The organism is Collimonas pratensis, assembly GCF_001584185.1.
GTDB lineage: Bacteria > Pseudomonadota > Gammaproteobacteria > Burkholderiales > Burkholderiaceae_D > Collimonas > Collimonas pratensis.
The window spans coordinates 1282144-1304214 of record NZ_CP013234.1 but is presented as its reverse complement, the minus strand read 5'-3'; the positions used below and the strand labels follow the sequence as shown (position 1 = coordinate 1304214).

The window sequence follows — 22071 nt, the reverse complement described above, 5'->3', positions numbered from 1 at the left end:
CCATCGTCTGTACATCTATTACATCAACCCCGCGCCGGCAATATCTTGCCGCTGACCACGCCAAACCCGACACGATAGCCATCACCCTGGCACCAGCCGGTCATCGCCACCTCGTCACCGTCCTGGATAAAGCTGCGCTGGCTGCCGTCCGCCAGGCTGAGCGGGTTCTTGCCGTTCCAGGTCAGTTCCAGCAGGCTGCCATACGCTTCCGGCGTGCTGCCGCTGATGGTGCCGGAGCCCATCAGGTCGCCGATGCGGGTGTTGCAGCCGGAGACGGTGTGATGCGCCAGCTGCTGCACCATGGTCCAGTACATGGCTTTGAAATTGGTGCGGCAGATGGTTTGCGGCTGGGCGGCTGCACCGGGCTGCAGCGCTACTTCCAGCGTGATGTCGTAGCCGTTCTTGCCGCTCTGCTGCAAGTACGGCAGCGGTTGCGGCTGCTGTGCCGGACTGTCGACGCGGAACGGTTCCAGCGCATCCATCGTGACCACCCAAGGCGAGATCGAAGTGGCGAAGGACTTGCTGTTGAACGGACCCAGCGGCACGTATTCCCATTGCTGCAGATCGCGCGCGCTCCAGTCGTTCAGCAGCACCATGCCGAAGATATGCTGCTCGGCATTGGCGATGTCGATCGGTTCGCCGAGGGCATTCGGCTGGCCGATGATGAAACCGGTTTCCAGCTCGAAATCCAGCTTGCGGCAGGCGCCAAACACCGGGACATCGGCGTCTGGCAGTTTCAGCTGGCCCATCGGCCGCTGCAGCGGCGTGCCGCTGACCACCACCGAGCTGGCGCGGCCGTTGTAGCCGATCGGGATATGCAGCCAATTTGGCAGCAGCGCATTGGCCGGGTCGCGGAACATCGAGCCGACATTGGTCGCATGTTCTTTCGATGAATAGAAATCGGTATAGCCCGGGATCTCCAGCGGCAGATGCAGCGTTGCCTGTTCTTGCGCGACGAATACCTTGTCGCGCAGCGCCTGGTTATCGCGCAGCTGGAGATTGTCGTGGCGCAGCAGCTCGCTGATGCTGGCGCGGGTGCTGCGCCAGGTTTGGTGGCCCAGCGCGATGAAGGCGTTGAGAGTCGGCTGGCGGAATACTTCCGGACTCAGCGTCAGCAGGCCGGACTCGGCCAGCGCGGCCAGGTCCAGCACCTGATCGCCGATCGCGACGCCGACCCGCGGCACTGGATTGGCGGCAGTGCTGAACACGCCGAAAGGCAGGTTCTGGATAGGAAAATGCGACTCTGGCGGAGTCGGGATGAAGGATGTCAATGTCGGATCGTTGGCTTGCATAATATCTTTTCTCTTAAGGTTGACCGTTGAAGTTTTTTTTCAAACCGTGCCAGCATTGCAGGTAGTCTTTCTGCAGCAGCGGCGTCACCAGTGCATAGGACGTCGGATGAATCAGGTAGCGGCTTTCAAACATGAAGGCCATTGTATTATCGATGCGGTGCGGCGCCAGCTCGGCATTCGACGCTTTCTCGAAAGTGGCGGCGTCCGGACCGTGGCCGCTCATGCAATTGTGCAGGCTGCCGCCGCCCGGCGTAAAACCGTCGGCCTTGGCGTCGTAGGCGCCATGGATCAGGCCCATGTATTCGCTCATGACGTTGCGGTGGAACCATGGCGGCCGGAAAGTATGTTCGGCGACCATCCAGCGCGGTGGGAAGATCACGAAATCGACGTTCGCTGTGCCGTGCGTATCCGAAGGTGAAGTCAGCACCGTGAAGATCGACGGATCGGGGTGATCGTAGCTCACCGTATTGATCGTGTTGAACAAGCTCAGGTCGTACTTGTACGGTGCGTAGTTGCCGTGCCATGCCACCACATCCAGCGGTGAATGGTCGATGCGTGCCGCCCACAGTTTACCGCCGAACTTGGCCAATAGCTGGAACTCGCCCTCGCGCTCTTCATAGGCCGCTACCGGCGCCTGGAAATCGCGCGCATTGGCCAGGCCGTTGGAACCGATCGGCCCCAGTTCCGGCAGCTGGAAGGCAGCGCCATAGTTTTCGCAGACATAACCGCGCGCTGTGCCATCCGGCAATTCGATGCGGAAGCGCACGCCGCGTGGAATAACGACGATTTCTCCCGGCTTGACTTCCAGCACGCCCATTTCCGTCCTCGCCAGCAAACGCCCCTGCTGCGGCACGATCAGCAGTTCGCCGTCGGCATTGTAGAAGAAGCGGTCATGCATGGAGCGGTTCGCCACGTACAGGTGGATCGCGATTCCGGCCTGCGCCGCAGCGTCGCCGTTGCCGGCGAAAGTGACCATGCCATCGATGAAATCAACGGACTGATCAGCAGCCGGCATAGGCAGCGGATTCCAGCGCAGCTGGTTGGGCGGCGTATCAACCTGGGTGAAGGGGCCGCTGGCCAGCAGTGGTTGCTGCAGCTTTTCAAAAGCGTGATGCATCGCGCCCGGACGGATGCGGTACAGCCACGAGCGCCGGTTGTGCGCGCGCGGCGCGGTGAATGCGGTGCCGGACAGCTGTTCCGCATACAGGCCGTAAGGCGCTTTCTGCGGCGAGTTCTGCGCCGCCGGCAAAGCGCCGGGCAAGGCTTCGCTGGCGAAGTCATTGCAGAATCCCGACTGGTAACGAAGCATGTTTGTGTTTTCCATGGGTTTTATCCTTGATGGTCTGATCTTAATGCGCAAGCACCGCCTGCGTATCGTTGCGATTTGAAGTGTCCTGCATCAGCATCAGCATTACGGCCGATACCAGCGCCGGCACCGCCAGCAGCAGGAAAATGCTGCTGTTGGGCCAGTTCAGGCGGATCAGCTCGCCGCCCAGCACCGGCCCGACGATAGAACCGATGCGGCCGACTCCCAGGCTCCAGCCGATGCCGGTGGAACGCAAGGTGGTCGGGTAGTAGGTTCCCGCCAGCGCATTCACCGCCGGCTGGCCACCGACGATGCAGAAGCCGGCGACGAAGATGCTGGCAAACAGGAACAACAGCGAGATCTCCGGCCGGCCGATCAGGGCTACCGCCATGCCTGCGATCAGGAATACCGGGATCAGCACGCGGCGGAAGCTGGAACGATCAATCAGCTGGCCCATGATCAAAGTACCCAGCGTGCCGCCAATCTGCAAGGTGGTGCCGGCCATGACGGCGGTGGCGGTCGACAGGCCAGCGTCCTTGGCAATGGTCGGCAGCCAGTTGGAAAGGAAATACAGGTTCACCAGGTTCATGAAATTGATGATCCACAGCAGGATCGTGACCTTGGCCCGGCCCTGCTGGAACAGCTGCATCACCGGCGCGCCCTTGCCGGCTTTTTCGTTGACCACGTAACGCGTGTCCTGATCAATCGCAACCGCGGGATCGATGCGGCGCAGCCACTTGCCGACTTGCTCCAGACGTTTGCCGCGCAGCACCAGGAACTGCATCGACTCCGGCAGCAGGAAAATCATCAGGATGCCGATCACCAGCGGCACCACGCCGCCGACATGGAATACTGACTGCCAGCCGAAGCGCGGGATCAACGCTGCCGACAGCAGGCCGCCCAGCACCGCTCCCAGCGTGAAACCGCAGGACACCAGCATCATCAGGGTCACGCGCTTGCGCAGCGGACTGTATTCGCCGGCCAGCGCCATGGCGTTGGGCATGATGGCGCCCAGCCCGAGGCCGGTGATGAAACGCAGTGCTATCAGTTGATCGACCGTGCCGGCCAGCGGCGTCAGCAGCATGCAGGCAGCGAAGAACAAGGTGGCGGCGATCAGCACCGGACGGCGGCCGATGCGGTCGGCCAGGATGCTGAAGGTAAGCGAGCCGAGCAGCATGCCAAACAGGCCGGCGCCGAACACCGGTCCCAGGTTGGCCTTGTCTATGCCCCACTCCAGGATGATGGCCGGCGCCACATAGCCCATGGCCTGGACGTCGAAACCGTCGATAATCAGGCAAATGGCGCATAGGGTCAGCATGACAATCTGGAAGCCGCCGATGCGGCTGCGGTCGATCAGGGCGGGAATGTCGATCGGGCTGCTGTTAGAGCTATGCGTCGCAATGGCCATGCGTGTCTCCGGGAAGATGTTGGCGCCGTATCAATACGTACTCTACGATCTGTTTTTTTGCCATTATCATCCTTTTTAATAATCAGAAAAATAGGCAATAATTAAAATCATTTTTTAATTAACTTAAATAATATAAAATCATTATCATGGACAGGCTGGAATCGTTACGGGTATTTTGCCAAGTGGTAGAACTGAACAGCTTCAGCCGCGCCGCTGAACAGCTGGAGATGTCGAACGCCACCATCACCAATCATATCGCCGCCCTCGAGCGGCATTTCGGCGTGCGCCTGCTGAACCGCACCACCCGCAAGATTTCCCTCACCGACGATGGCCACAGCTGCTACCAGCGGGCCCAGCGCCTGCTCGGCGACATGAGCGAACTGGAAGACGGACTGCAAGGCCGGCGCGTGACGCCGCAAGGCATCTTGCGAGTCGACGTGCCGACCGTCATCGCCCGCATCTACCTGGCGCCGGCGCTAGCGCGCTTCAGCGCGCTGTATCCCGACTTGTCGATCCGCCTGAATGTCGGCGACCGCATGGTAGATATGGTGGAGGGCCGCGGCGACGTCTGGATCCGCATCGGCGAGCTGAAGGATTCCAGCATGGTGGCGCGCCGCATCTACCAGACCCGCAACCTGTGCTGCGCCGCTCCCGAGTTTCTGGCGCAGCATGGAACTCCGCGCACGCCGCAGGAACTAAGCAGCTTCCGTTGCCTGGCTTTCATCCACCCCAACAGCGGCCAGAACGTGCCGTGGACCTTCAGCAAGGGCAAGCAGGAGTTCAGCTGGGCGCCGCCCGGCAACATCGCCATCAATCACGCGGAAACCCTGATCCACGCAGCCGCCAGCGGCGCCGGCATCGTCCAGCTGCTGACGCTCTCGCTCAATCCGCAGATCCGCGCCGGCCTGCTGCAGCCGGTGCTGGCCGACTGGGCCACGCCGGGGCCGCCGGTATCGGTGGTGTATCACCAGAGCCATCAGTTGTCGGCCAAGGTACGTGTATTTGTCGATTTCGTTACAGAGCTGTTTGCCGCGATCGATTAGAGTTTCGCTGTTTCCACGTTTTATCTACGCGTTTTGTCTACATTCTTTCAGCCAGGAGAAGTCATGCATTGGGTCTATCTATTGATCGCCATCGTCGCCGAGGTGATCGCCACCAGCGCCCTCAAGGCCAGCGCCGAATTCACCCGGCTAGTGCCGTCGGTGGTGGTAGTGGCGGGTTACCTGACGGCCTTCTATTTCCTGTCGCTGACCTTGCGCACCCTGCCGGTGGCGATCGTGTACGCGATGTGGTCGGGCATCGGCATCGCGCTGATTGCACTGGTCGGCTGGCTGTTCCTGAAGCAGAGCCTGGATGCAGCGGCGCTGATCGGCATCGGCTTGATCGTCTCCGGCGTGCTGGTGCTGAACGTGTTCTCGAAGACCGTGGCGCATTAAACGCCCGTCAAGCCGGCTTCAGTTTTGCCACAGCGGCGGCTCGTCCATCAGGGCGATCTGCTCGCGCAATTCCAGCACCCGGTCCTGCCAATAGCGCTGGGTATTGAACCATGGGAAGGCCACGGCGAAGGCCGGGTCGTCCCAGCGGCGCGCGATCCATGCCGCGTAATGAATCAGGCGCAAGGTGCGCAGCGCTTCGATCAGATACAGCTCGCGGGTATCGAAATCGTAAAAGTCTTCATACCCTGCCAACAATGCGCCCATCTGCCGCACCATGTCCTTGCGTTCGCCGGACAGCAGCATCCACAGGTCCTGTACCGGCGGCCCCATGCGGCTATCGTCAAAGTCGACGAAATGCGGTCCGGCGTCGGTCCACAGCACATTGCTGCCGTGGCAATCGCCATGCAGGCGCAGCGAGCCGACCGTGCCGGCGCGCTCGAAGCAGCGCCGCACGCCCTCCAGCGCCTGAGTCACAGTGCTGCGATAGGCTTCCAGCAAATCTGCCGGGACAAAGTTGTTGGCCAGCAGGAAGGCGCTCGGCTCTTCGCCAAAACTGGCGATATCCAGGGTCGGCCGGTGCTGATAGTTGCGCAAGCCGCCGACGGCATGGATGCGCCCCATGAAACGGCCCAGCCATTCCAGCGTGGCCTCATCCTCCAGCTCCGGCGCGCGGCCGCCGTGGCGCGGAAACACCGCGAAGCGGAAACCGTCGAATTGATGCAGGGTGCTGCCGTCGGCGGCGGCCCAAGCTGCCACCACCGGGATCTCGCGCTCCACCAGCTCTTGCACGAAACCATGCTCTTCCAGGATGGCGGCATCGCTCCAGCGCAGCGGCCGATAGAACTTGGCCACCAACGGCGGCCCCTCCTCCATGCCGATCTGGTAAACGCGGTTTTCATAACTGTTGAGCGCCAGCAGGCGGCCATCGCCGTGCAGGCCGATGCTGTCGAGCGCGTCCAGCACGGTGTCGGGGGTAAGAGTTGTGAATGATGCGGGTGGTGAAATATTCATCCAGCCATTGTAAGCCCCGGCGGCTTACTTCCCGAAGCGATTAGGCAGTAAAGCTATAGGTACCGGCTAAAGCTCCATGACTAGTTTCAAAAACAACAATCTCATGCCTTTACTTGTCAGATGCATGAATCCATCACGAATCCAGCAGTGAGCGGCGGCTACTGCTCGGCAAAGAGCCGCGCCATCCCGCCTGCCGGATTATTCAGGAAATCGCGGGTTGTTGTGTACTGCTCGGTGTCTTCATAACAGGTTTCCGTCAATCCGCTATTACTCAAAAGGTAAATTCTGGCACGCGGATATGCCAGCAAAATCGGCGAATGGGTGGCGATCACAAATTGGCAATTGCGCTGCACCAAACGGTGAATCATGGCCAGCGCAGCCAGTTGCCGGTTCGGCGATAACGCCGCCTCTGGTTCATCCAGCATGTAAAAGCCGTCTGCTTTGAATTTGTTTTGCAGCAGCGCCAGGAAGGCCTCACCGTGCGATTGCTGATGTAATAATCTGTCGCCGTAACTAGGACCAATCAAATTACCGAGGCCGGGTGCGGCATCTAGTTTTTCGATATTGGTGGCGACATTAAAAAAACTTTCCGCTCGCAAGAAATAACCTGCCTTGGGACGTTTGTAGCTTTTAACGGTGCGCAAATAGGTATGCAGATCAGAATGTGCGTTCACCGTCGAAAAACCATTGTTTTGATTGCCTCCTTCCGCGTTGAATCCCCAGGCGATCGCCATTGCTTCCAGCAAGGTCGATTTGCCGGCACCGTTTTCCCCGACCAGAAAAGTCACATCCGGATGAAATGCGATCTGTTCCAGCTCACGGACTGCCGGAATGCTGAACGGATAGGCATCAAAATCGATTTCTCTTGTCGGGTTGATTGTCAACGCGCGCAGATAGGGTTTGATGGCAAGCATGGAAGCGCCGATACCTAGAGTAAGTGGGATTGGGATTGGGATTGGGATTGGGATTGGGATTGGGATAGTACCGTTACCGCGAGCAGCATCCTGACAGCGCCGCGGATTTGCCAGTTTCATGTCGAACCTGGAATTGGAAAATCGTACCACGCCCCAGCAATACAGTGGCTAGCGTGACATAGACGCCTGCAACCACTCGTTGTATCGACGCGCATCGATTACACTCATAGTCCCGCAGCCGTCACGCCACGAGCCATTTATGCCAGCCATAGCCCTCAATCATTACAACCTGCGCGCGCCGCGAGTACTATTGCTGCAGTTGAAGGAATTTTATTGCGAAGTGATCGGCCTGGAAGCCGGCGAGCGGCCCGCTTTCGACAGTTTCGGTTACTGGCTATATGCTGGCGGGCAAGCCGTGCTGCATCTGAGCGAAGCGCGGACCGGCGATGTCAGGCATACCGGTATCGCCACCAGCTTCGATCACGTCGCCTTCAGCTGCGTCGATCCTGAGGGAATGGAAGCGCTTTTGCTGGCGCGCCAGCTGCCTTATCAAGTGGCGTTTGTCCCGTCCTTGCAGCAAAAACAGATCTTCCTGCGCGATCCGGCCGGCAACGGGGTTGAACTGAATTTCACATGCATAAGCTAAATATCAAACCGCTTTTTTAAGCCGCTTTTTAAGTCAATTTCGGCAGCAGCGATGGGGAGCATCGTTTTACGATAAGGCTTTCATGCCTGACAGCCAAGCACCATGCCCACGCCATCATCTGCCCGACCACGCCGACCACGCATTGCCAGCCTGCTGAGCGCCCTGTTGCTCGGCTTATCTCTTTGGCTGCCCGCCGCTGCCCAGTCCACCACGCCGGCACCGCCGATGATGCTGGCAAATGTCTACCATCCCGGCATCGCGCTGGCCGATTATTGGGTTAGCGAGAAGCTGGATGGTGTGCGTGGTTACTGGGACGGCAAGCAATTGCTGACCCGCGGCGGCCAGCGGATCAACGCCCCGCCCTGGTTCACTGCGGGCTGGCCAAAGGTGGCGCTGGATGGCGAACTGTGGGCTGGCCGAGGCCAGTTCAACCATGCGGTGTCGACCGTGCGCCGCGAGGCACCCGACGATGCAGCCTGGCGCCGCATGCGCTTCATGGTGTTCGACCTGCCTGCCCACCCCGGCACGTTCGACCAGCGCCTGCCTGCGCTGCAAAGCACGCTCGCCAAGCTTGCCGTACCTTGGGTACAGCCGGTGGAACAGGTCAAACTGGGTGACGACGCAGCCTTGCAAGGCTTGCTGCAACAGACCGTCAGGCAAGGCGGCGAAGGCTTGATGCTGCACCGGGGCGCTTCGCTTTACCGCGCGCAGCGCAGTGACGACCTGCTGAAAGTGAAAACCCATGAGGATGCCGAAGCCAAGGTCATCGGCCATCTGCCCGGCAAAGGCAAATACCAGGGCATGCTGGGCGCACTCTTGGTGGAAACGCCAGATGGCTTACGTTTCAAGCTGGGCAGCGGCTTCAGCGACGCACAACGGCGCCAGCCGCCCGCCTTGGGCAGCGTGGTGACATACCGCTTCCGCGGCTTGAATGAGAGCGGCATACCGAGGTTCGCCAGCTTCATGCGGATCTATCAGCAATAGCCGTGGCGCTATATAACGCTATATCAAGCTATATCACGTCGAGATACAGCGCCATGCGCTCCTCGTCATGAAATTTTCCCTCTATACGCATGGCGCGATGATCGAAGCCGCAAGAGACAAATCCCAGCTTGGCGTAGAGCGCCCTGGCGCCAGGATTGATTGTGTTGACTTTCAAATCCAGCTGGACGAGTTCCGGGATATTCCTGGCATGCGCTATCACCGCCTCGAACAGGCGCTGCGCTATGCCGCCCGCGCGCGCCTGCGGCGTGACATAGACGCCGACCACCGTGGCCCGATGGCAAATCTTGGACCTGGCATCGCGCACCAGACCGACGACGCCGACCAGGACCTCGTCTTGAAACGCGCCGTAAGTCACCTGGAAAGGGCTCTCTTTCAAACGTGCCGCCATCTGTTCCTCGGGCAGCGCGCTTTCTTCCTCGTGCGTGGGCACGAATGAAGACGGCGCATCCAGGATCGATTCCAGCCTGAGCTGGCGGTAGGACGCGAGGTCTGCCGGGGTTAATGCTCTGATTTTCATATAAGATGATCTGATCTGGATATAGTTGCCACAGGATAAATGATTATTCTCAGGCAAGCAGCTCGAATATTTTGCAGCGCCGGCGCATTTCAATGCGTAAAATCCGTATCCTCATTTCCATCGTATATTAAGCGGCTATCACCATGAACCTCGACGAACCCCTCTCAGACAAAGAATTTGACGAACTGGACGATTTTCTCTTGTCCGATCGTTGCGCTGAAGACAGCATGACCATGGATACCCTGCACGGCTATCTGACGGCGCTGGTGATCGGGCCGGAACAGGTGCTGCTGGGCGAATGGCTGCCGCACGTGTGGGGACCGTCGCTGAAAGATGCGCCGAAATTCAAGTCCGACAAGGAATACGAAAAGATCGTCGGCCTGATCGCGCGCTACATGAATGAAATCGCCATCACGCTGGAAGTAGCGCCGAAAGAATACGAACCGCTGTTTTGCGAACACGAGCACGAAGGCAAGGCCCTGCTCGACGGCGAAGCCTGGGCCTGGGGTTTCTGGGAAGGCATCAACCTGCGCGCCAAGGCCTGGGAACCGATCTGGCATTCCAACCTGGCGACGGTAGTACGCCCTATCTATCTGCTGGGCGCGGAAGAGCTGGAAGAAGAAGAAATGGCGCTGCGCGAAGATCCGATGCAACGCCACAAGCTGGCGGTGGAAGTGGAAGCGGCGATTCCGGAAATCTACCGCTACTGGCTGCCGCACCGCAAATCCGCAGTCAAGACTATCCAGCGCGAAGCGCCGAAAGTCGGCCGCAATGACGATTGCAGCTGCGGCAGCGGCAAGAAATTCAAGAAGTGCTGCGGATTGAACGCGACTGACAACAAGACGGAAGATTAAGCGCCAAGGCGCATGTGGCAATCGCCGGCCGGGCCGCTCAGAGCCACCCGGCCGGTTTTTTATTCCTTGATGAAATGCTCGCGGTAGTAGCGCAGTTCTTCAATCGATTCCAGGATATCGGCCAGCGCGGTGTGCTTCTGATGCTTCTTGAAGCCGCTTGCCAGTTCCGGCTTCCAGCGGCGGCACAGTTCTTTCAAGGTCGATACGTCCAGGTTACGGTAGTGGAAAAACGCTTCCAGCTTCGGCATGCCGCGCGCCATGAAGCGCCGATCCTGGCAGATCGTGTTGCCGCACATCGGCGACTTGCCGTTCGGCACATATTTCTTCAGGAATTCGATCAGCGCCAATTCCGCCTCGTTTTCCGTCACGGTCGAGGTCTTGACCCGCTCGATCAGGCCAGAACGGCCGTGCGTGCCCTTGTTCCAGGCATCCATGCCATCCATGATCTCGTCGGCCTGGTGGATCGCAAATACCGGGCCTTCCGCCAGGATGTTCAGTTGCGGATCGGTCACCACCACCGCGACTTCAATGATGCGGTCGCTGTCCGGGTTGAGCCCGGTCATTTCCATGTCGACCCAGATCAGGTTGAATTCGTTCGGCCGCAGCGGCGCTGCCGGGACTGGCGCGGCAACAGGGTTAGCGGAGATATCGGCGGCTTGTGACATAATTGTTCTCTTGGTTATTTATATAAGCAGTATTGCGGCATTTCAATTGAAACTGACCGTAAAGCGCCTCTGAGAACCGTAGCGAGCGGCCCAAGGTCTGGTAGAGAAGCGCAGCTGTACTTCAGTACAGCCCAGACCAGAGATTGGGCCGCGCAGTAGGTTATCAGAGACGCCCATTGCACGGTATTTTCTCACATAGGGACTACATGTCTTCATTTGCATTTTCAGTTTTGTTTGTAGTTTTCCTGGCAATCACCCTCATCGTGCGCTTCTGGCTGAGCTCGCGCCAGATTCGCCATGTGCTGTCGCATCGTAGCGCGGTGCCGGCCGAATTCGCCGAAAAGATCCCGCTGGCGGCACATCAGCGCGCCGCCGACTATACCGTCGCCAAGACCAAATTCGGCATGTTTTCGATGCTGCTGAGCGCCGCGGTGCTGATCGGCTTTACCTTGCTGGGTGGCTTGCAGTTGCTTTCCAACATCATATTCAGCTGGGCCGGCCCAGGCATCATCTATCAAATGAGCTTGCTAGTGGCATTCGTCGCCATTTCGGGCTTGATCGACCTGCCTCTTGATTACTACAAGCAGTTTGTGCTGGAAGCACGTTTCGGCTTTAACAAGATGTCTGTCCGCCTCTTTTTTACCGATATGCTGACTAGCACGGCGATTGGTGCCGCAATCGGCCTGCCGCTGGTGTGGGTTATATTGCAGTTGATGGCGAAATCGGGCGATCTCTGGTGGTTTTACGCCTGGCTGGTATTCAGTGCTTTCCAATTGTTGACGCTGGTGCTGTTCCCGACCGTGATTGCGCCGCTATTCAACAAATTCACGCCGCTGACCGACGACACCCTGCGCGACCGCATCGAAGGCCTGATGAAACGCGTCGGCTTTGCTTCCAAGGGCTTGTTCGTGATGGACGGCTCCAAGCGCAGCGCCCACGGCAATGCCTACTTTTCCGGCTTTGGCGCCAGCAAGCGTATCGTTTTCTTCGACACCTTGCTGGCGCGCCTGGCGCCACATGAAATCGAAGCGGTGCTGGCGCATGAGCTGGGCCATTTCAAGCTCAAGCACATCGTCAAGCGGATTGCCGTCATGTTCGCCATCTCGCTGGCATTCCTGGCGCTGCTGGGCTATCTGAAACAGCAGTTGTGGTTCTATACCGGCCTCGGCGTCAATCCGCTGCTGCTGGCGGACCTCAGCAACAACGATGCGATGGCGCTGATTCTGTTCATGCTGGCCTTGCCGATCTTTACTTTCCTTCTGTCGCCGCTGTCCTCGATCAGCTCGCGCAAGCACGAATTCGAAGCCGATGCGTTTGCCGTCAAGCACACTAACGGTAACGATCTGGTGACGGCGCTGGTCAAGCTGTATGAAGACAACGCCTCGACCCTGACCCCGGATCCGCTGCATTCGGCATTCTACGACTCGCATCCGCCAGCCGCCGTGCGCATCAACCGACTGCTGGCCGCCCATGGTTGATCACGCCAAGCAACACGAAAAGCAGCACAGCAACCAGGCTGGCAGCGGCCTGGTGATCGCCGCTCACGGCCGCCATTACCTGGTGCAAGCCAGGATCGGCGGCGAATCGCTGAAACTGCAATGCGTCACACGCGGCAAGAAAAGCGATGTGGCGGTCGGCGACCGGGTCCAGCTGAAGACCACTTCGCCCAACCAGGGCGTGATCGAAGCCATCGACGAGCGCAACAGCCTGCTGTACCGCTCCGACCAGTACAAATCCAAGCTGCTGGCGGCCAACGTCACCCAGCTGTTCATCGTGGTGGCGACCGAACCCGGCTTCGCCGACGACCTGATCTCGCGTGCGCTGGTGGCGGCGGAAGCGGCCGGCGTCAAGGCCCATATCGTGCTCAACAAGACCGATATCGTCGAAGCGCTGGACAAGACCCGGCAGCGGCTGCAGATGTATGCCAGCCTCGGCTACCCGGTGCATGAAGTGTCGGCGCGCGCCGTTCCTGAAGAAACCTGCGCCACCCTGTGGCCTTTGCTGAAAGGCCAGTCGACCATCCTGATCGGCCAGTCCGGCATGGGCAAATCGTCGCTGATCAACCTGATCGTGCCGGACGCCGATATCGCCGTGCGCGAAATTTCCGCCGCCCTGGATACCGGCAAGCACACCACCACTTTCACCCGCCTGTATGAGATGGATGCGCAAGACACCGCGCTGGACGGCAACCCGGCCAACATCATTGATTCCCCGGGATTCCAGGAATTCGGCCTGTACCAGTTGAGCGAAGGCATGCTGGAACGCGCCTTCGTCGAATTCACGCCCTATCTCGGAAAGTGCAAGTTCTACAACTGCCATCACCTGATCGAACCGAGCTGCGCCGTGCTGGAGGCCGTCAAGGAAAACAAGATCGCACCCATGCGGCACCAGCTTTACGTGCAGTTGCTGCACGAATCGTCGCAAAAGCTGTATTAACGCGACCTCTAAAAACCTCGTCATCCCTGCGAACGCGGGGATCCAAGTTACTGATTTAAAATAGATTCCCGCGTTCGCGGGAATGACCGGGTCGCGTAGACGTGACCGACGAGGCCGGGGCACCTAACTGGGGTCGCTTAGACGGGGTCGCCAATAACAGAACAGGCTGATTCGAGCCCCCCTTAAGCAAACCTCGCGCTGGAGCGTTTGCAGGCAATTCCCGTACTATCTTAGTAATGCCAGATAAGCAATCTTTTGACGGGTATCTTTTCTATTGAAATCCCTTATAATTGAAGCACTTATTTCATTTCTAAGCCAATCGCGGGGCCTTCCTCCAAGCCCGCGCACAACATCTTCGACGGCCTGCAAAACCAGCGGTTGATTTAAAAATGGAATTCCAACTTTCGGCGGCAGTCGCCACAGCGGCCGCCGTTTTCATTTATGGCAATCAAACACTACCTGCAGTTTTCTGATTTTTCGCTGGACGAATACGAGTACGTGATTGAGCGTAGCCGTCTCATCAAACGCAAATTCAAGAATTACGAACCGCACTACACGCTGCTCGACCGCACGCTGGTGATGGTGTTCGAGAAAAACTCGACCCGCACCCGCCTCTCGTTCGAGGCCGGCATGCACCAGCTGGGCGGCGCCGCCATCTACCTCAACACGCGCGACAGCCAGCTGGGACGCGGCGAGCCGGTGGAAGACGCGGCGCAGGTCATGTCGCGCATGTGCGACGTCATCATGATCCGCACCTTCGGCCAGGACATCATCGAACGCTTTGCCTCGCATTCCAGGGTGCCGGTGATCAACGGCCTGACCAACGAGCAGCATCCCTGCCAAGTACTGGCCGACGTCTTCACCTACATCGAGCACCGCGGCTCCATCGCCGGCAAGAAAGTGGCCTGGATCGGCGACGCCAACAACATGCTGTATTCCTGGCTGCAAGCGGCGCAGGTATTCGGTTTCCACGTCAATGTATCGACCCCGAAGGGCTACGACATCGACCCCAGCCAGGTGGCCGCCGACAACCAGCGCTACACCTTCTTCGCCAATCCGTCCGACGCCTGCGAGGGCGTCGACCTGGTCACCACCGATGTCTGGACCAGCATGGGTTACGAGGATGAAAACACAGCGCGCCTGAAAGCCTTCGACGGCTGGATCGTCGACCAGCCCAAGATGCAGCGGGCCAATCCGGACGCCCTGTTCATGCATTGCCTGCCGGCGCACCGCGGCGAAGAAGTGTCCGCCGAAGTCATCGACGGCCCGCAATCGGTAGTCTGGGACGAAGCAGAGAACCGCCTGCACGTGCAAAAGGCGCTGCTCGAATACCTGGTGCTGGGCAAAGTTGCGGAGTAAGCATGATCGACCATACCGGCGTTACCGTTAGCGACTACCGCAAGAGCAAGGGGTTTTACAGCGCCGTCCTGGGTGCGATCGGCTATGAGTTGCTGCTCGAGTTTCCGGCGGCAGTGGCCGGCACCGACGTCGCCGGTTTCGGCGAAGCGCCCAAGCCCGATTTCTGGATCTATCAGGCGACCGCGGAAAAGCCGGCCCATCAGCAAACGATTCATTTCGCGTTCAGGGTCGCCAGCCGCGCCCTGGTCGACGCCTTTTATCAAGCAGGACTCAAAGCGGGCGGCGCCGACAACGGCGCACCCGGTCCACGGCCGCACTATCACCAAAACTATTATGGTGCGTTCGTGAAAGACCCCGACGGCCACAACATCGAAGCCGTTTGCCACGATCCTCAGTAATCATTTCAACCTACTTAGAAATATCATGTCCAATATCCTGCAATCCGTTCCGGTTAACGAAAAAGTCGGCATCGCCTTCTCAGGCGGCCTCGATACCAGCGCCGCGCTGCACTGGATGCGCCAGAAAGGCGCCATTCCTTACGCCTATACCGCCAACCTGGGCCAGCCAGACGAGCCGGACTACGAGGAAATCCCGAAAAAAGCCAAGGCCTACGGCGCTGAACTGGCGCGCCTGGTCGATTGCCGCGAACAGCTGGTGGCCGAAGGCATCGCCGCATTGCAGAGCGGCGCCTTTCACATCTCCACTGCCGGCGTCACCTACTTCAACACCACCCCGCTCGGTCGCGCCGTCACCGGCACCATGCTGGTGGCTGCGATGCGTGAAGACAAGGTCGATATCTGGGGCGACGGCAGCACCTTCAAGGGCAACGATATCGAGCGTTTCTACCGCTACGGCCTGCTGGTCAATCCGAATCTGCGCATCTACAAGCCATGGCTGGACGACAAGTTCATCCAGGAACTGGGCGGCCGCAAGGAAATGTCGGAATTCATGATCGCCTCGGGCTTCGACTACAAGATGTCGGTGGAAAAAGCCTATTCGACCGATTCCAACATGCTCGGCGCCACCCATGAAGCGAAAGACCTGGAGTTCCTGAATTCCGGCATGAAGATCGTCGAACCGATCATGGGCGTGCCCTTCTGGCGCGACGAAGTCGAAGTCAAGCGTGAAGAAGTCACCGTGCGCTTTGAGGAAGGCCGTCCGGTTGCTCTCAACGGCATCGTGTATACCGACCCGGTCGAGCTGATGATGGAAGCCAACCGCATCGGCGGCCGCCACGGCCTCGGCATGAGCGACCAGATCGAAAACCGCATCATCGAAGCCAAGAGCCGCGGCATCTATGAAGCGCCGGGCCTGGCCTTGCTGTTCATCGCCTACGAGCGCCTGGTCACAGGCATCCATAACGAAGACACCATCGAGCAATACCGCGAAAGCGGCCGCCGCCTGGGCCGCCTGCTGTACCAAGGCCGCTGGTTCGATTCGCAGGCAATCATGCTGCGCGAGTCGGCACAGCGCTGGGTAGCGCGCGCCATCACCGGCGAAGTCACGATTGAACTGCGCCGCGGCAACGATTATTCCATCCTCAACACCGAGTCGGCCAACCTGACCTACCATCCGGATCGCCTGACCATGGAAAAGGGCGCCGGCGCCTTCACGCCGCAAGACCGTATCGGCCAGCTGACCATGCGCAACCTCGATATCAGCGATACTCGCCAGAAGCTGGCGATCTATCAAAGCACCGGGCTGCTGGCATCCAGCAATGCCGTGTCGCTGCCGCTGCTCGACAAAGACGCGGAGTAAGCGCAAACCAGCGGCAATAGCCTTCACGTATGCAGAACCGGCTTCACGCCGGTTCTTTTTTGTCAAAAATCCAGCAAGGAATCATCATGAGCACACAATTCGACCACGTATCCGTCTTGAAGCAAGGCAATGTCTACTTCGACGGCAAATGCGTTTCCCATACCGTGATCTTCGCCGACGGCAGCAAGAAAACCCTGGGCGTGATCCTGCCATCCTCACTGACTTTCAGCACCGGCGTCGCTGAAGTGATGGAAGTCACCAGCGGCGTCTGCAAGGTGCGCCTGCAAGGCCAGCAACAGTGGATCAGCTACCGCAGCGGCGAGCGCTTTGAAGTCGCAGCAAATTCCAGCTTCGATATCGAAACTGTGGAAACGCTGAACTACGTCTGCCACTACGGGTAAACGCTGCGGCTAAAAAAAGAGCCCGCGATGCGATGCATGGCGGGCTGAGAAATCCATTACTTTAGGGAGCGTTGGATATGAGACAGCTCAAAGCTTAAGCGCGCAATGTGACTTGATAGTGACAAAACGCGGCAATCAAGTTGTCTCCAATATGCGACGTCTCCTTAAATGAAAATCGGTTCCGGCTCCAGCGCCACGCCAAACCTGGCCAGCACATCGGCTTGCACCGCCTGCGCCAGGCGCACCACCTCCTGGCCGGTAGCGCCGCCGCGGTTGACCAGCACCAGCGCCTGCTTTTCATAGACGCCGGCGGCTCCCAGGCTCTTCCCTTTCCAACCACACTGGTCGATCAGCCAGCCCGCCGCCAGTTTATAGGCGCCGTCCGGCTGCGCATGGTTCACCAGTTGCGGATGTCGTTCAAGCAAGGCATTGCGTTGCTGTTCCGTCACGATCGGATTCTTGAAAAAGCTGCCGGCATTGCCGATCAGCGCCGGATCCGGCAATTTGCGGGTGCGGATCGCAATCACGGCGTCACTGACATCGCGCGCGGTCGGCTGCGCCAGTTTGCGCGCATGCAGCTCCTGCACCACGTCGGCATAGCGCAGATCGGGCTGCCAGCGCTTGGGCAAGGCCAGCGTGACGTCCAGCACCACCGCACGGTCGCGCAGGTGCTGCTTGAAAATGCTGTCGCGATAGGCAAAAGCGCAGGCCTTGCGGTCCAGCGTCAGGAGTTCGCCGCTCTCCATGTCGATCGCCGTCAATTCGTGAAAACGCTCCTGCAGTTCGATACCGTAGGCGCCGATGTTCTGGATAGGTGCGGCGCCGACGCTGCCGGGAATCAGCGACAGATTTTCCAGCCCGCCGAGGCCCTGCTCCAGGGTCCACAGCACCAGCGCATGCCAGTTCTCACCGGCTGCAACCTTGACGTAAACGGCATCGGCATCCTCGCCGACGATTTCCCGGCCGCGGCTACACATGTGCAGCACCAGCCCCGGAAAATCCTGCGTCAGCACCAGGTTGCTGCCGCCGCCCAACACCAGCCGCGGCAAGGCGAACGCCGCGGCATCCGACCTGAGCGCATGCAAGGTTTCTACGGACGTCACTGGTAAATAAGCGTGCGCCTTGGCATCAATACCAAAAGTATTATGCTGACGTAGAGAGAAATCGAACTGGAGTGAAAGCTGGGAGATAGTCATAGCATCGGGATTATAAACGCAAGCGGGCCGCGCCACGGCAAGCAGCATGTCCCGGAAAATGGCCGGTCCGACAAGAAAATAGGCCCGCCAGCCCACACCGCGGCTTTTTTGTCCGATAGAATGCGCATAGCCTGATGGCCGTGCGCCCCGCCGCCGACCAGTTTTATTTGAACATACTGAAGGAATAACACCATGCCATCATTCGATACCGTATCGGAAGCCAATCTGGTCGAAGTAAAAAATGCCAACGATCAAGCCAACAAGGAGATCTCGACCCGTTTCGACTTCAAGGGCAGCGACGCCCGCATCGAGCTGAAAGAGCGTGACCTGACCGCCTACGCAGATTCGGAATTCCAGCTCAGCCAAGTGCGCGACGTGCTGACCGCCAAGCTGGTCAAGCGCAGCGTCGATACCCGCTTCCTGGACATCGGCAAGATCGAGAAAATCGGCGGCGACAAGGTCAAGCAAGTGATCAAGATCAAGAACGGCATCGAATCCGAAGCCGCCAAGAAGATCGTGCGCATCGTCAAGGACAGCAAGATGAAGGTGCAGGCCAGCATCCAGGGCGACGCCGTGCGCATCACCGGCGCCAAGCGCGACGACCTGCAGGCAGCGATGGCGATGCTGCGCAAGGAAGTGGCGGACCTGCCGCTGGAATTCAACAATTTCCGTGATTAAATAATAGCATTTGGCAACAGACAGGGTTACCATCACCTGCTGTTGCCAGCCGTTCAACATGTTGCACGGCCCGCGGCGCTACCTCAACCCCTTGTCAGGAAAGCCGGACTTCCATGCGCCCGTTTGTTTTGATCACCAGCCTGTTGTTATCTGCCTCCCTCGCCCCTGCGGCGCAAGCTTCCGATATTGGCGTGGTCGGCCTGTTTCCGGGTAAAGCCGTCCTGGTGATCGATGGCTCCTCGCCGAAGACTTATTCGGTCGGCAGCAAGGTCACCGACGACGTTAAGCTGGTGGAGGCCAACGGCAGCAGCGCCACACTGGAAGTCAAAGGCAAGCGGCAAGTGATCGGCATCGGCGAATACGTCAGCCGCAGTATGCCGGGCGCGACTTCCAGCGTCACCCTGAAGGTCAATCCGCAAGGCCATTTCGTCGCCGACGCCCAGATCAACGGCGCCATGATGACCATGCTGGTCGATACCGGCGCCACCATGATTGCGCTGCCGGCATCGGATGCGGCCAGGATGGGGGTCAATTACAAACAGGGCCGGATGATCACGGTCAATACCGCCAACGGCCCGGCGCCAGCCTATATGGTCAAGCTGAATACGGTCAAGATCGGCGATATTGAAATGAACCAGGTCGATGCCCTGGTGCAGGAAAGCGGCTTGCCGTTCGCCCTGCTCGGCATGTCTTTCCTGAACCGCACCGAGATGCGGCGCGAAGGCGAGATGATGGTGCTAACCAAGCGCTTCTGATACTGCTTTGCGCCAGATCGGATCGGGTTGGCGCAGCCTGACCCGATCCTCCCAAACTACTATTGCTTAGGCCGGGCTAGCGTTCAGCAGGCGACGCTGCCGCACTGAGGCCGCGAGGTCTTCCAGCACTGCCACGCTTTCATCCCAATTGATGCAGCCGTCGGTCACCGACTGGCCATATACCAGTTCCTTGCCCGGCACCAGATCCTGGCGGCCCGCAATCAAATGCGATTCGACCATGACGCCGACAATGCGGCCGTCGCCGGCAGCAATCTGGCGGCCGATATCGGCGCATACCGGAATCTGGTTTTCCGGCTTCTTCGAGCTGTTGGCGTGCGAAGCATCGATCATCAGGCGCGAAGCCAGGCCGCTGCTGGCGATATCCTTGCACGCCGCATCCACGCTGGCCGCATCGTAGTTCGGCGCCTTGCCGCCGCGCAGGATGATATGGCAGTCTTCATTGCCGTTGGTCGATACGATCGCAGAGTGGCCGCCCTTGGTCACCGACAGGAAATGATGCGGCTGGGAAGCAGCCTTGATCGCATCCACGGCGATCTTGATGTTGCCGTCGGTGCCGTTCTTGAACCCGACCGGGCATGACAGGCCGGACGCCAGTTCGCGATGCACCTGCGATTCGGTGGTGCGGGCGCCGATCGCACCCCAGCTGATCAGGTCGGCAATGTATTGCGGGCTGATCACGTCCAGGAATTCGGTGCCGGCCGGCAGACCCAGTTCGTTGATGTTCAGCAGCAGCTCGCGCGCCATGCGCAGGCCGTCGTTGATGCGGAAGCTGTTGTCCATGTAGGGATCGTTGATCAAGCCCTTCCAGCCGACCGTGGTGCGCGGCTTTTCGAAGTACACGCGCATGACGATTTCCAGCTCGCCCTTGAAACGTTCGCGCTCGCCGATCAGGCGGCCGGCGTATTCCATTGCCGCTTTGGTATCGTGGATCGAGCAGGGCCCGATCACCACCATCAGGCGGTCATCCTGGCCGTGCAAGATGCGATGCAAGGCAATCCGGGAATTGGCGGCAGTTTCCGCCACTTTCTCGGAGCAGCCGAATTCGCGGATCAAATGCGAGGGTGGAACTAGTTCTTTCATTTCTCGTATGCGCAGATCGTCGGTGCGTAGCATGTTTTTCTCCTGGCTCATAAAGTGACTGGGTATAAAAAAACCGCCATCGCTGGCGGTTTTTTAGAAATTTCGGTTTGCTCTTTACTTACGAACGCTTACCGCTTTTCACCGCCGTGGGGCTGGAATAGCTAAAGTAAAAAAAGAAGTAAGCGCGTGCGAAAGTCATGGTGTTCAGTAAAGGATTATTAAAAATCAAGACCAATAGTGCAGTAATTCTAGAAATTTGGCAAGGCCAGGATTACCACAGCCAGCGATCAGCCGAAATCATCGCCAACCGAGCTAAGCGGACTAAGGCGTGAGCCAACCGGAGTCAGTGAACTTTCGGCAGGCCTCATCGCCGAAACTTCATTCTGACCTCGTTTAGCGGACCACAGAGTACAAGCGTTCGCGACGGTAGAATTTCGCTAATACGATGAATTATGAAGTTAGATCACCAAAGAAAAAAATATCTATTTGGCAATATTACTGAATATTGGGGAGACTATCTTAGCTGCGCTAAAATATCATTGCGATATTTGTCCTACCTACAGCCGGTGAAAATACGCTACCGAATCTCAGCCATGCAAGGACCGAAGCGCAACCTCCGGCGCCGCCGCCACAATTTTGAGCAACGCTGCGGCCGGGCCAGTCGGGCTCCGACGATGCTGCTCCCAGTTCTGCAAAGTCTTGATGCTCACTCGCATCAGCTTGGCAAACTCACTCTGAGACAAACCAATTTGCTCACGGACGGCTTTCACGTCCGTAGACAACATCTCGAATCGGCGCGATGGTTCAAGCTTGCCCTTGGATATCGCCTTTGCCTCTTTCAGGCTCTGCAGGAGATCTTCAAAAAGTGCATTTTCCATATTTACAACTCCTTCACAAACTCCCGCAAGATAGCGACCTCCCTATCGGATAGCGTGTCCTTCCTAGCCTTTGGATAGGCCACCAGCGTATAAATCTGATGCTCGTCCTTGATCCAATAATAGATCACCCTGATTCCTCCGCTCTTGCCACGTCCTTGCGCTGCATAGCGCATTTTACGGATACCACCGCCATTTTTAATGACATCCCCGCAAGACGGGTCCTGCACCAGCACAGTTTGCAATCCTAGATACTCGTCATCAGCGAGCAAGGCTGTGATCATGCAGGTAAAAGTAGGCGTTTCAATGAATTCCATTACAATAATATACGCCAATGGCGTATAGTGCAAATGAAGTGATTTACCAGATGGGTAGAGTCGCTCTGTAAAAACGACGATGGTGCGAACTGACGCCCAACTGTAAATCATCCAAGCACGACCGGTATCCTCGTTCCAGCA

Annotated in this window: 24 protein-coding genes; 13 read left to right on the top strand and 11 right to left on the bottom strand. The window is 58.6% G+C overall.

Annotated elements, in window-relative coordinates:
• Positions 1-23: 23 nt before the first annotated feature.
• Genes fahA through CPter91_RS05910 form a run of 3 tightly spaced genes read right to left on the bottom strand, consistent with a single transcriptional unit; the run spans position 24 to position 4006 of the window.
• Positions 24-1292 carry a fumarylacetoacetase gene (fahA, locus tag CPter91_RS05920; RefSeq protein ID WP_061938216.1) on the bottom strand — a complete coding sequence of 423 codons (1269 nt, stop codon included), beginning with the start codon at positions 1290-1292 and terminating at the stop codon, positions 24-26.
• Between the two features lie 13 nt (positions 1293-1305).
• Entirely contained in the window at positions 1306-2616 is a 1311-nt protein-coding gene (gene hmgA / locus CPter91_RS05915) for a homogentisate 1,2-dioxygenase (protein WP_061938213.1), read from the bottom strand.
• Between the two features lie 25 nt (positions 2617-2641).
• Positions 2642-4006, bottom strand: a complete 1365-nt coding sequence (locus CPter91_RS05910) for an MFS transporter (protein ID WP_061938210.1) — start codon at positions 4004-4006, stop codon at positions 2642-2644.
• Positions 4007-4152: 146 nt separating this feature from the next.
• Here CPter91_RS05910 and CPter91_RS05905 point away from each other — a divergent pair, with 146 nt between their 5' ends.
• On the top strand, positions 4153-5049 hold the full coding sequence (locus CPter91_RS05905) for a LysR family transcriptional regulator (protein ID WP_061938207.1): 897 nt from the start codon (positions 4153-4155) through the stop codon (positions 5047-5049).
• A gap of 63 nt (positions 5050-5112) precedes the next feature.
• Entirely contained in the window at positions 5113-5442 is a 330-nt protein-coding gene (locus CPter91_RS05900; protein WP_061938204.1) for a DMT family transporter, read from the top strand.
• An 18-nt stretch (positions 5443-5460) separates the two neighbouring features.
• Here the strand turns inward: CPter91_RS05900 and CPter91_RS05895 are convergent, their stop codons facing one another.
• Both CPter91_RS05895 and CPter91_RS05890 read right to left on the bottom strand, forming a co-directional pair.
• Positions 5461-6453 (bottom strand): serine/threonine protein kinase, encoded by a 993-nt coding sequence (locus CPter91_RS05895; protein ID WP_061938201.1) that lies wholly within the window; start codon positions 6451-6453, stop codon positions 5461-5463.
• 158 nt (positions 6454-6611) lie between these two features.
• Positions 6612-7367, bottom strand: coding sequence for an AAA family ATPase (locus CPter91_RS05890; RefSeq protein ID WP_061938198.1), 756 nt, complete (start codon positions 7365-7367; stop codon positions 6612-6614).
• Positions 7368-7626: 259 nt separating this feature from the next.
• Here CPter91_RS05890 and CPter91_RS05885 point away from each other — a divergent pair, with 259 nt between their 5' ends.
• Together CPter91_RS05885 and CPter91_RS05880 are read left to right on the top strand one after the other, a co-directional pair.
• A complete protein-coding gene (locus CPter91_RS05885; RefSeq protein ID WP_061938195.1) occupies positions 7627-8013 on the top strand; it encodes a VOC family protein in 387 nt (128 codons plus the stop codon).
• A 102-nt stretch (positions 8014-8115) separates the two neighbouring features.
• On the top strand, positions 8116-8997 hold the full coding sequence (locus CPter91_RS05880; RefSeq protein WP_061938192.1) for a DNA ligase: 882 nt from the start codon (positions 8116-8118) through the stop codon (positions 8995-8997).
• 28 nt (positions 8998-9025) lie between these two features.
• On the opposite strand, the gene CPter91_RS05875 is transcribed toward CPter91_RS05880, so the two are convergent.
• Positions 9026-9535: a GNAT family N-acetyltransferase gene (locus CPter91_RS05875; protein ID WP_061938189.1), complete on the bottom strand. Its 510-nt coding sequence runs from the start codon at positions 9533-9535 to the stop codon at positions 9026-9028.
• Between the two features lie 143 nt (positions 9536-9678).
• On the opposite strand from CPter91_RS05875, the gene CPter91_RS05870 reads away from it, so the two are divergent.
• The gene (locus tag CPter91_RS05870) at positions 9679-10389 is read left to right on the top strand and encodes a UPF0149 family protein (protein ID WP_061938186.1); all 711 of its coding nucleotides are present in this window, start codon (positions 9679-9681) and stop codon (positions 10387-10389) included.
• Positions 10390-10448: 59 nt separating this feature from the next.
• On the opposite strand, the gene orn is transcribed toward CPter91_RS05870, so the two are convergent.
• Positions 10449-11054 (bottom strand): oligoribonuclease, encoded by a 606-nt coding sequence (gene orn, locus CPter91_RS05865; RefSeq protein WP_061938183.1) that lies wholly within the window; start codon positions 11052-11054, stop codon positions 10449-10451.
• Positions 11055-11260: 206 nt separating this feature from the next.
• Here orn and CPter91_RS05860 point away from each other — a divergent pair, with 206 nt between their 5' ends.
• The 6 genes from CPter91_RS05860 to ppnP all read left to right on the top strand — a co-directional run bounded on the left by CPter91_RS05860 (position 11261) and on the right by ppnP (position 17008).
• On the top strand, positions 11261-12532 hold the full coding sequence (locus CPter91_RS05860; RefSeq protein WP_061938180.1) for a M48 family metallopeptidase: 1272 nt from the start codon (positions 11261-11263) through the stop codon (positions 12530-12532).
• On the top strand, positions 12525-13490 hold the full coding sequence (gene rsgA / locus CPter91_RS05855) for a ribosome small subunit-dependent GTPase A (protein WP_061938177.1): 966 nt from the start codon (positions 12525-12527) through the stop codon (positions 13488-13490). Before CPter91_RS05860 ends, rsgA begins: the two co-directional genes overlap by 8 nt.
• A gap of 441 nt (positions 13491-13931) precedes the next feature.
• Entirely contained in the window at positions 13932-14849 is a 918-nt protein-coding gene (gene argF / locus CPter91_RS05850; protein ID WP_061938174.1) for an ornithine carbamoyltransferase, read from the top strand.
• 2 nt (positions 14850-14851) lie between these two features.
• Positions 14852-15247, top strand: a complete 396-nt coding sequence (locus CPter91_RS05845; RefSeq protein WP_061938171.1) for a VOC family protein — start codon at positions 14852-14854, stop codon at positions 15245-15247.
• Positions 15248-15272: 25 nt separating this feature from the next.
• Positions 15273-16607: an argininosuccinate synthase gene (gene argG / locus CPter91_RS05840; RefSeq protein ID WP_061938167.1), complete on the top strand. Its 1335-nt coding sequence runs from the start codon at positions 15273-15275 to the stop codon at positions 16605-16607.
• An 86-nt stretch (positions 16608-16693) separates the two neighbouring features.
• On the top strand, positions 16694-17008 hold the full coding sequence (ppnP, locus tag CPter91_RS05835; protein ID WP_061938165.1) for a pyrimidine/purine nucleoside phosphorylase: 315 nt from the start codon (positions 16694-16696) through the stop codon (positions 17006-17008).
• Positions 17009-17172: 164 nt separating this feature from the next.
• Here the strand turns inward: ppnP and murB are convergent, their stop codons facing one another.
• On the bottom strand, positions 17173-18204 hold the full coding sequence (murB, locus tag CPter91_RS05830; RefSeq protein WP_061938162.1) for a UDP-N-acetylmuramate dehydrogenase: 1032 nt from the start codon (positions 18202-18204) through the stop codon (positions 17173-17175).
• 192 nt (positions 18205-18396) lie between these two features.
• Here murB and CPter91_RS05820 point away from each other — a divergent pair, with 192 nt between their 5' ends.
• Both CPter91_RS05820 and CPter91_RS05815 read left to right on the top strand, forming a co-directional pair.
• Entirely contained in the window at positions 18397-18882 is a 486-nt protein-coding gene (locus CPter91_RS05820) for a YajQ family cyclic di-GMP-binding protein (protein WP_061938160.1), read from the top strand.
• A gap of 113 nt (positions 18883-18995) precedes the next feature.
• The gene (locus tag CPter91_RS05815; RefSeq protein WP_061938159.1) at positions 18996-19637 is read left to right on the top strand and encodes a retropepsin-like aspartic protease family protein; all 642 of its coding nucleotides are present in this window, start codon (positions 18996-18998) and stop codon (positions 19635-19637) included.
• 66 nt (positions 19638-19703) lie between these two features.
• On the opposite strand, the gene aroG is transcribed toward CPter91_RS05815, so the two are convergent.
• The 3 genes from aroG to CPter91_RS05800 all read right to left on the bottom strand — a co-directional run bounded on the left by aroG (position 19704) and on the right by CPter91_RS05800 (position 22041).
• The gene (gene aroG / locus CPter91_RS05810; protein WP_061945887.1) at positions 19704-20771 is read right to left on the bottom strand and encodes a 3-deoxy-7-phosphoheptulonate synthase AroG; all 1068 of its coding nucleotides are present in this window, start codon (positions 20769-20771) and stop codon (positions 19704-19706) included.
• A gap of 554 nt (positions 20772-21325) precedes the next feature.
• On the bottom strand, positions 21326-21616 hold the full coding sequence (gene nadS / locus CPter91_RS05805; protein WP_061938158.1) for a NadS family protein: 291 nt from the start codon (positions 21614-21616) through the stop codon (positions 21326-21328).
• 2 nt (positions 21617-21618) lie between these two features.
• The gene (locus CPter91_RS05800) at positions 21619-22041 is read right to left on the bottom strand and encodes a type II toxin-antitoxin system RelE/ParE family toxin (protein WP_236905942.1); all 423 of its coding nucleotides are present in this window, start codon (positions 22039-22041) and stop codon (positions 21619-21621) included.
• Positions 22042-22071 lie beyond the last annotated feature (30 nt).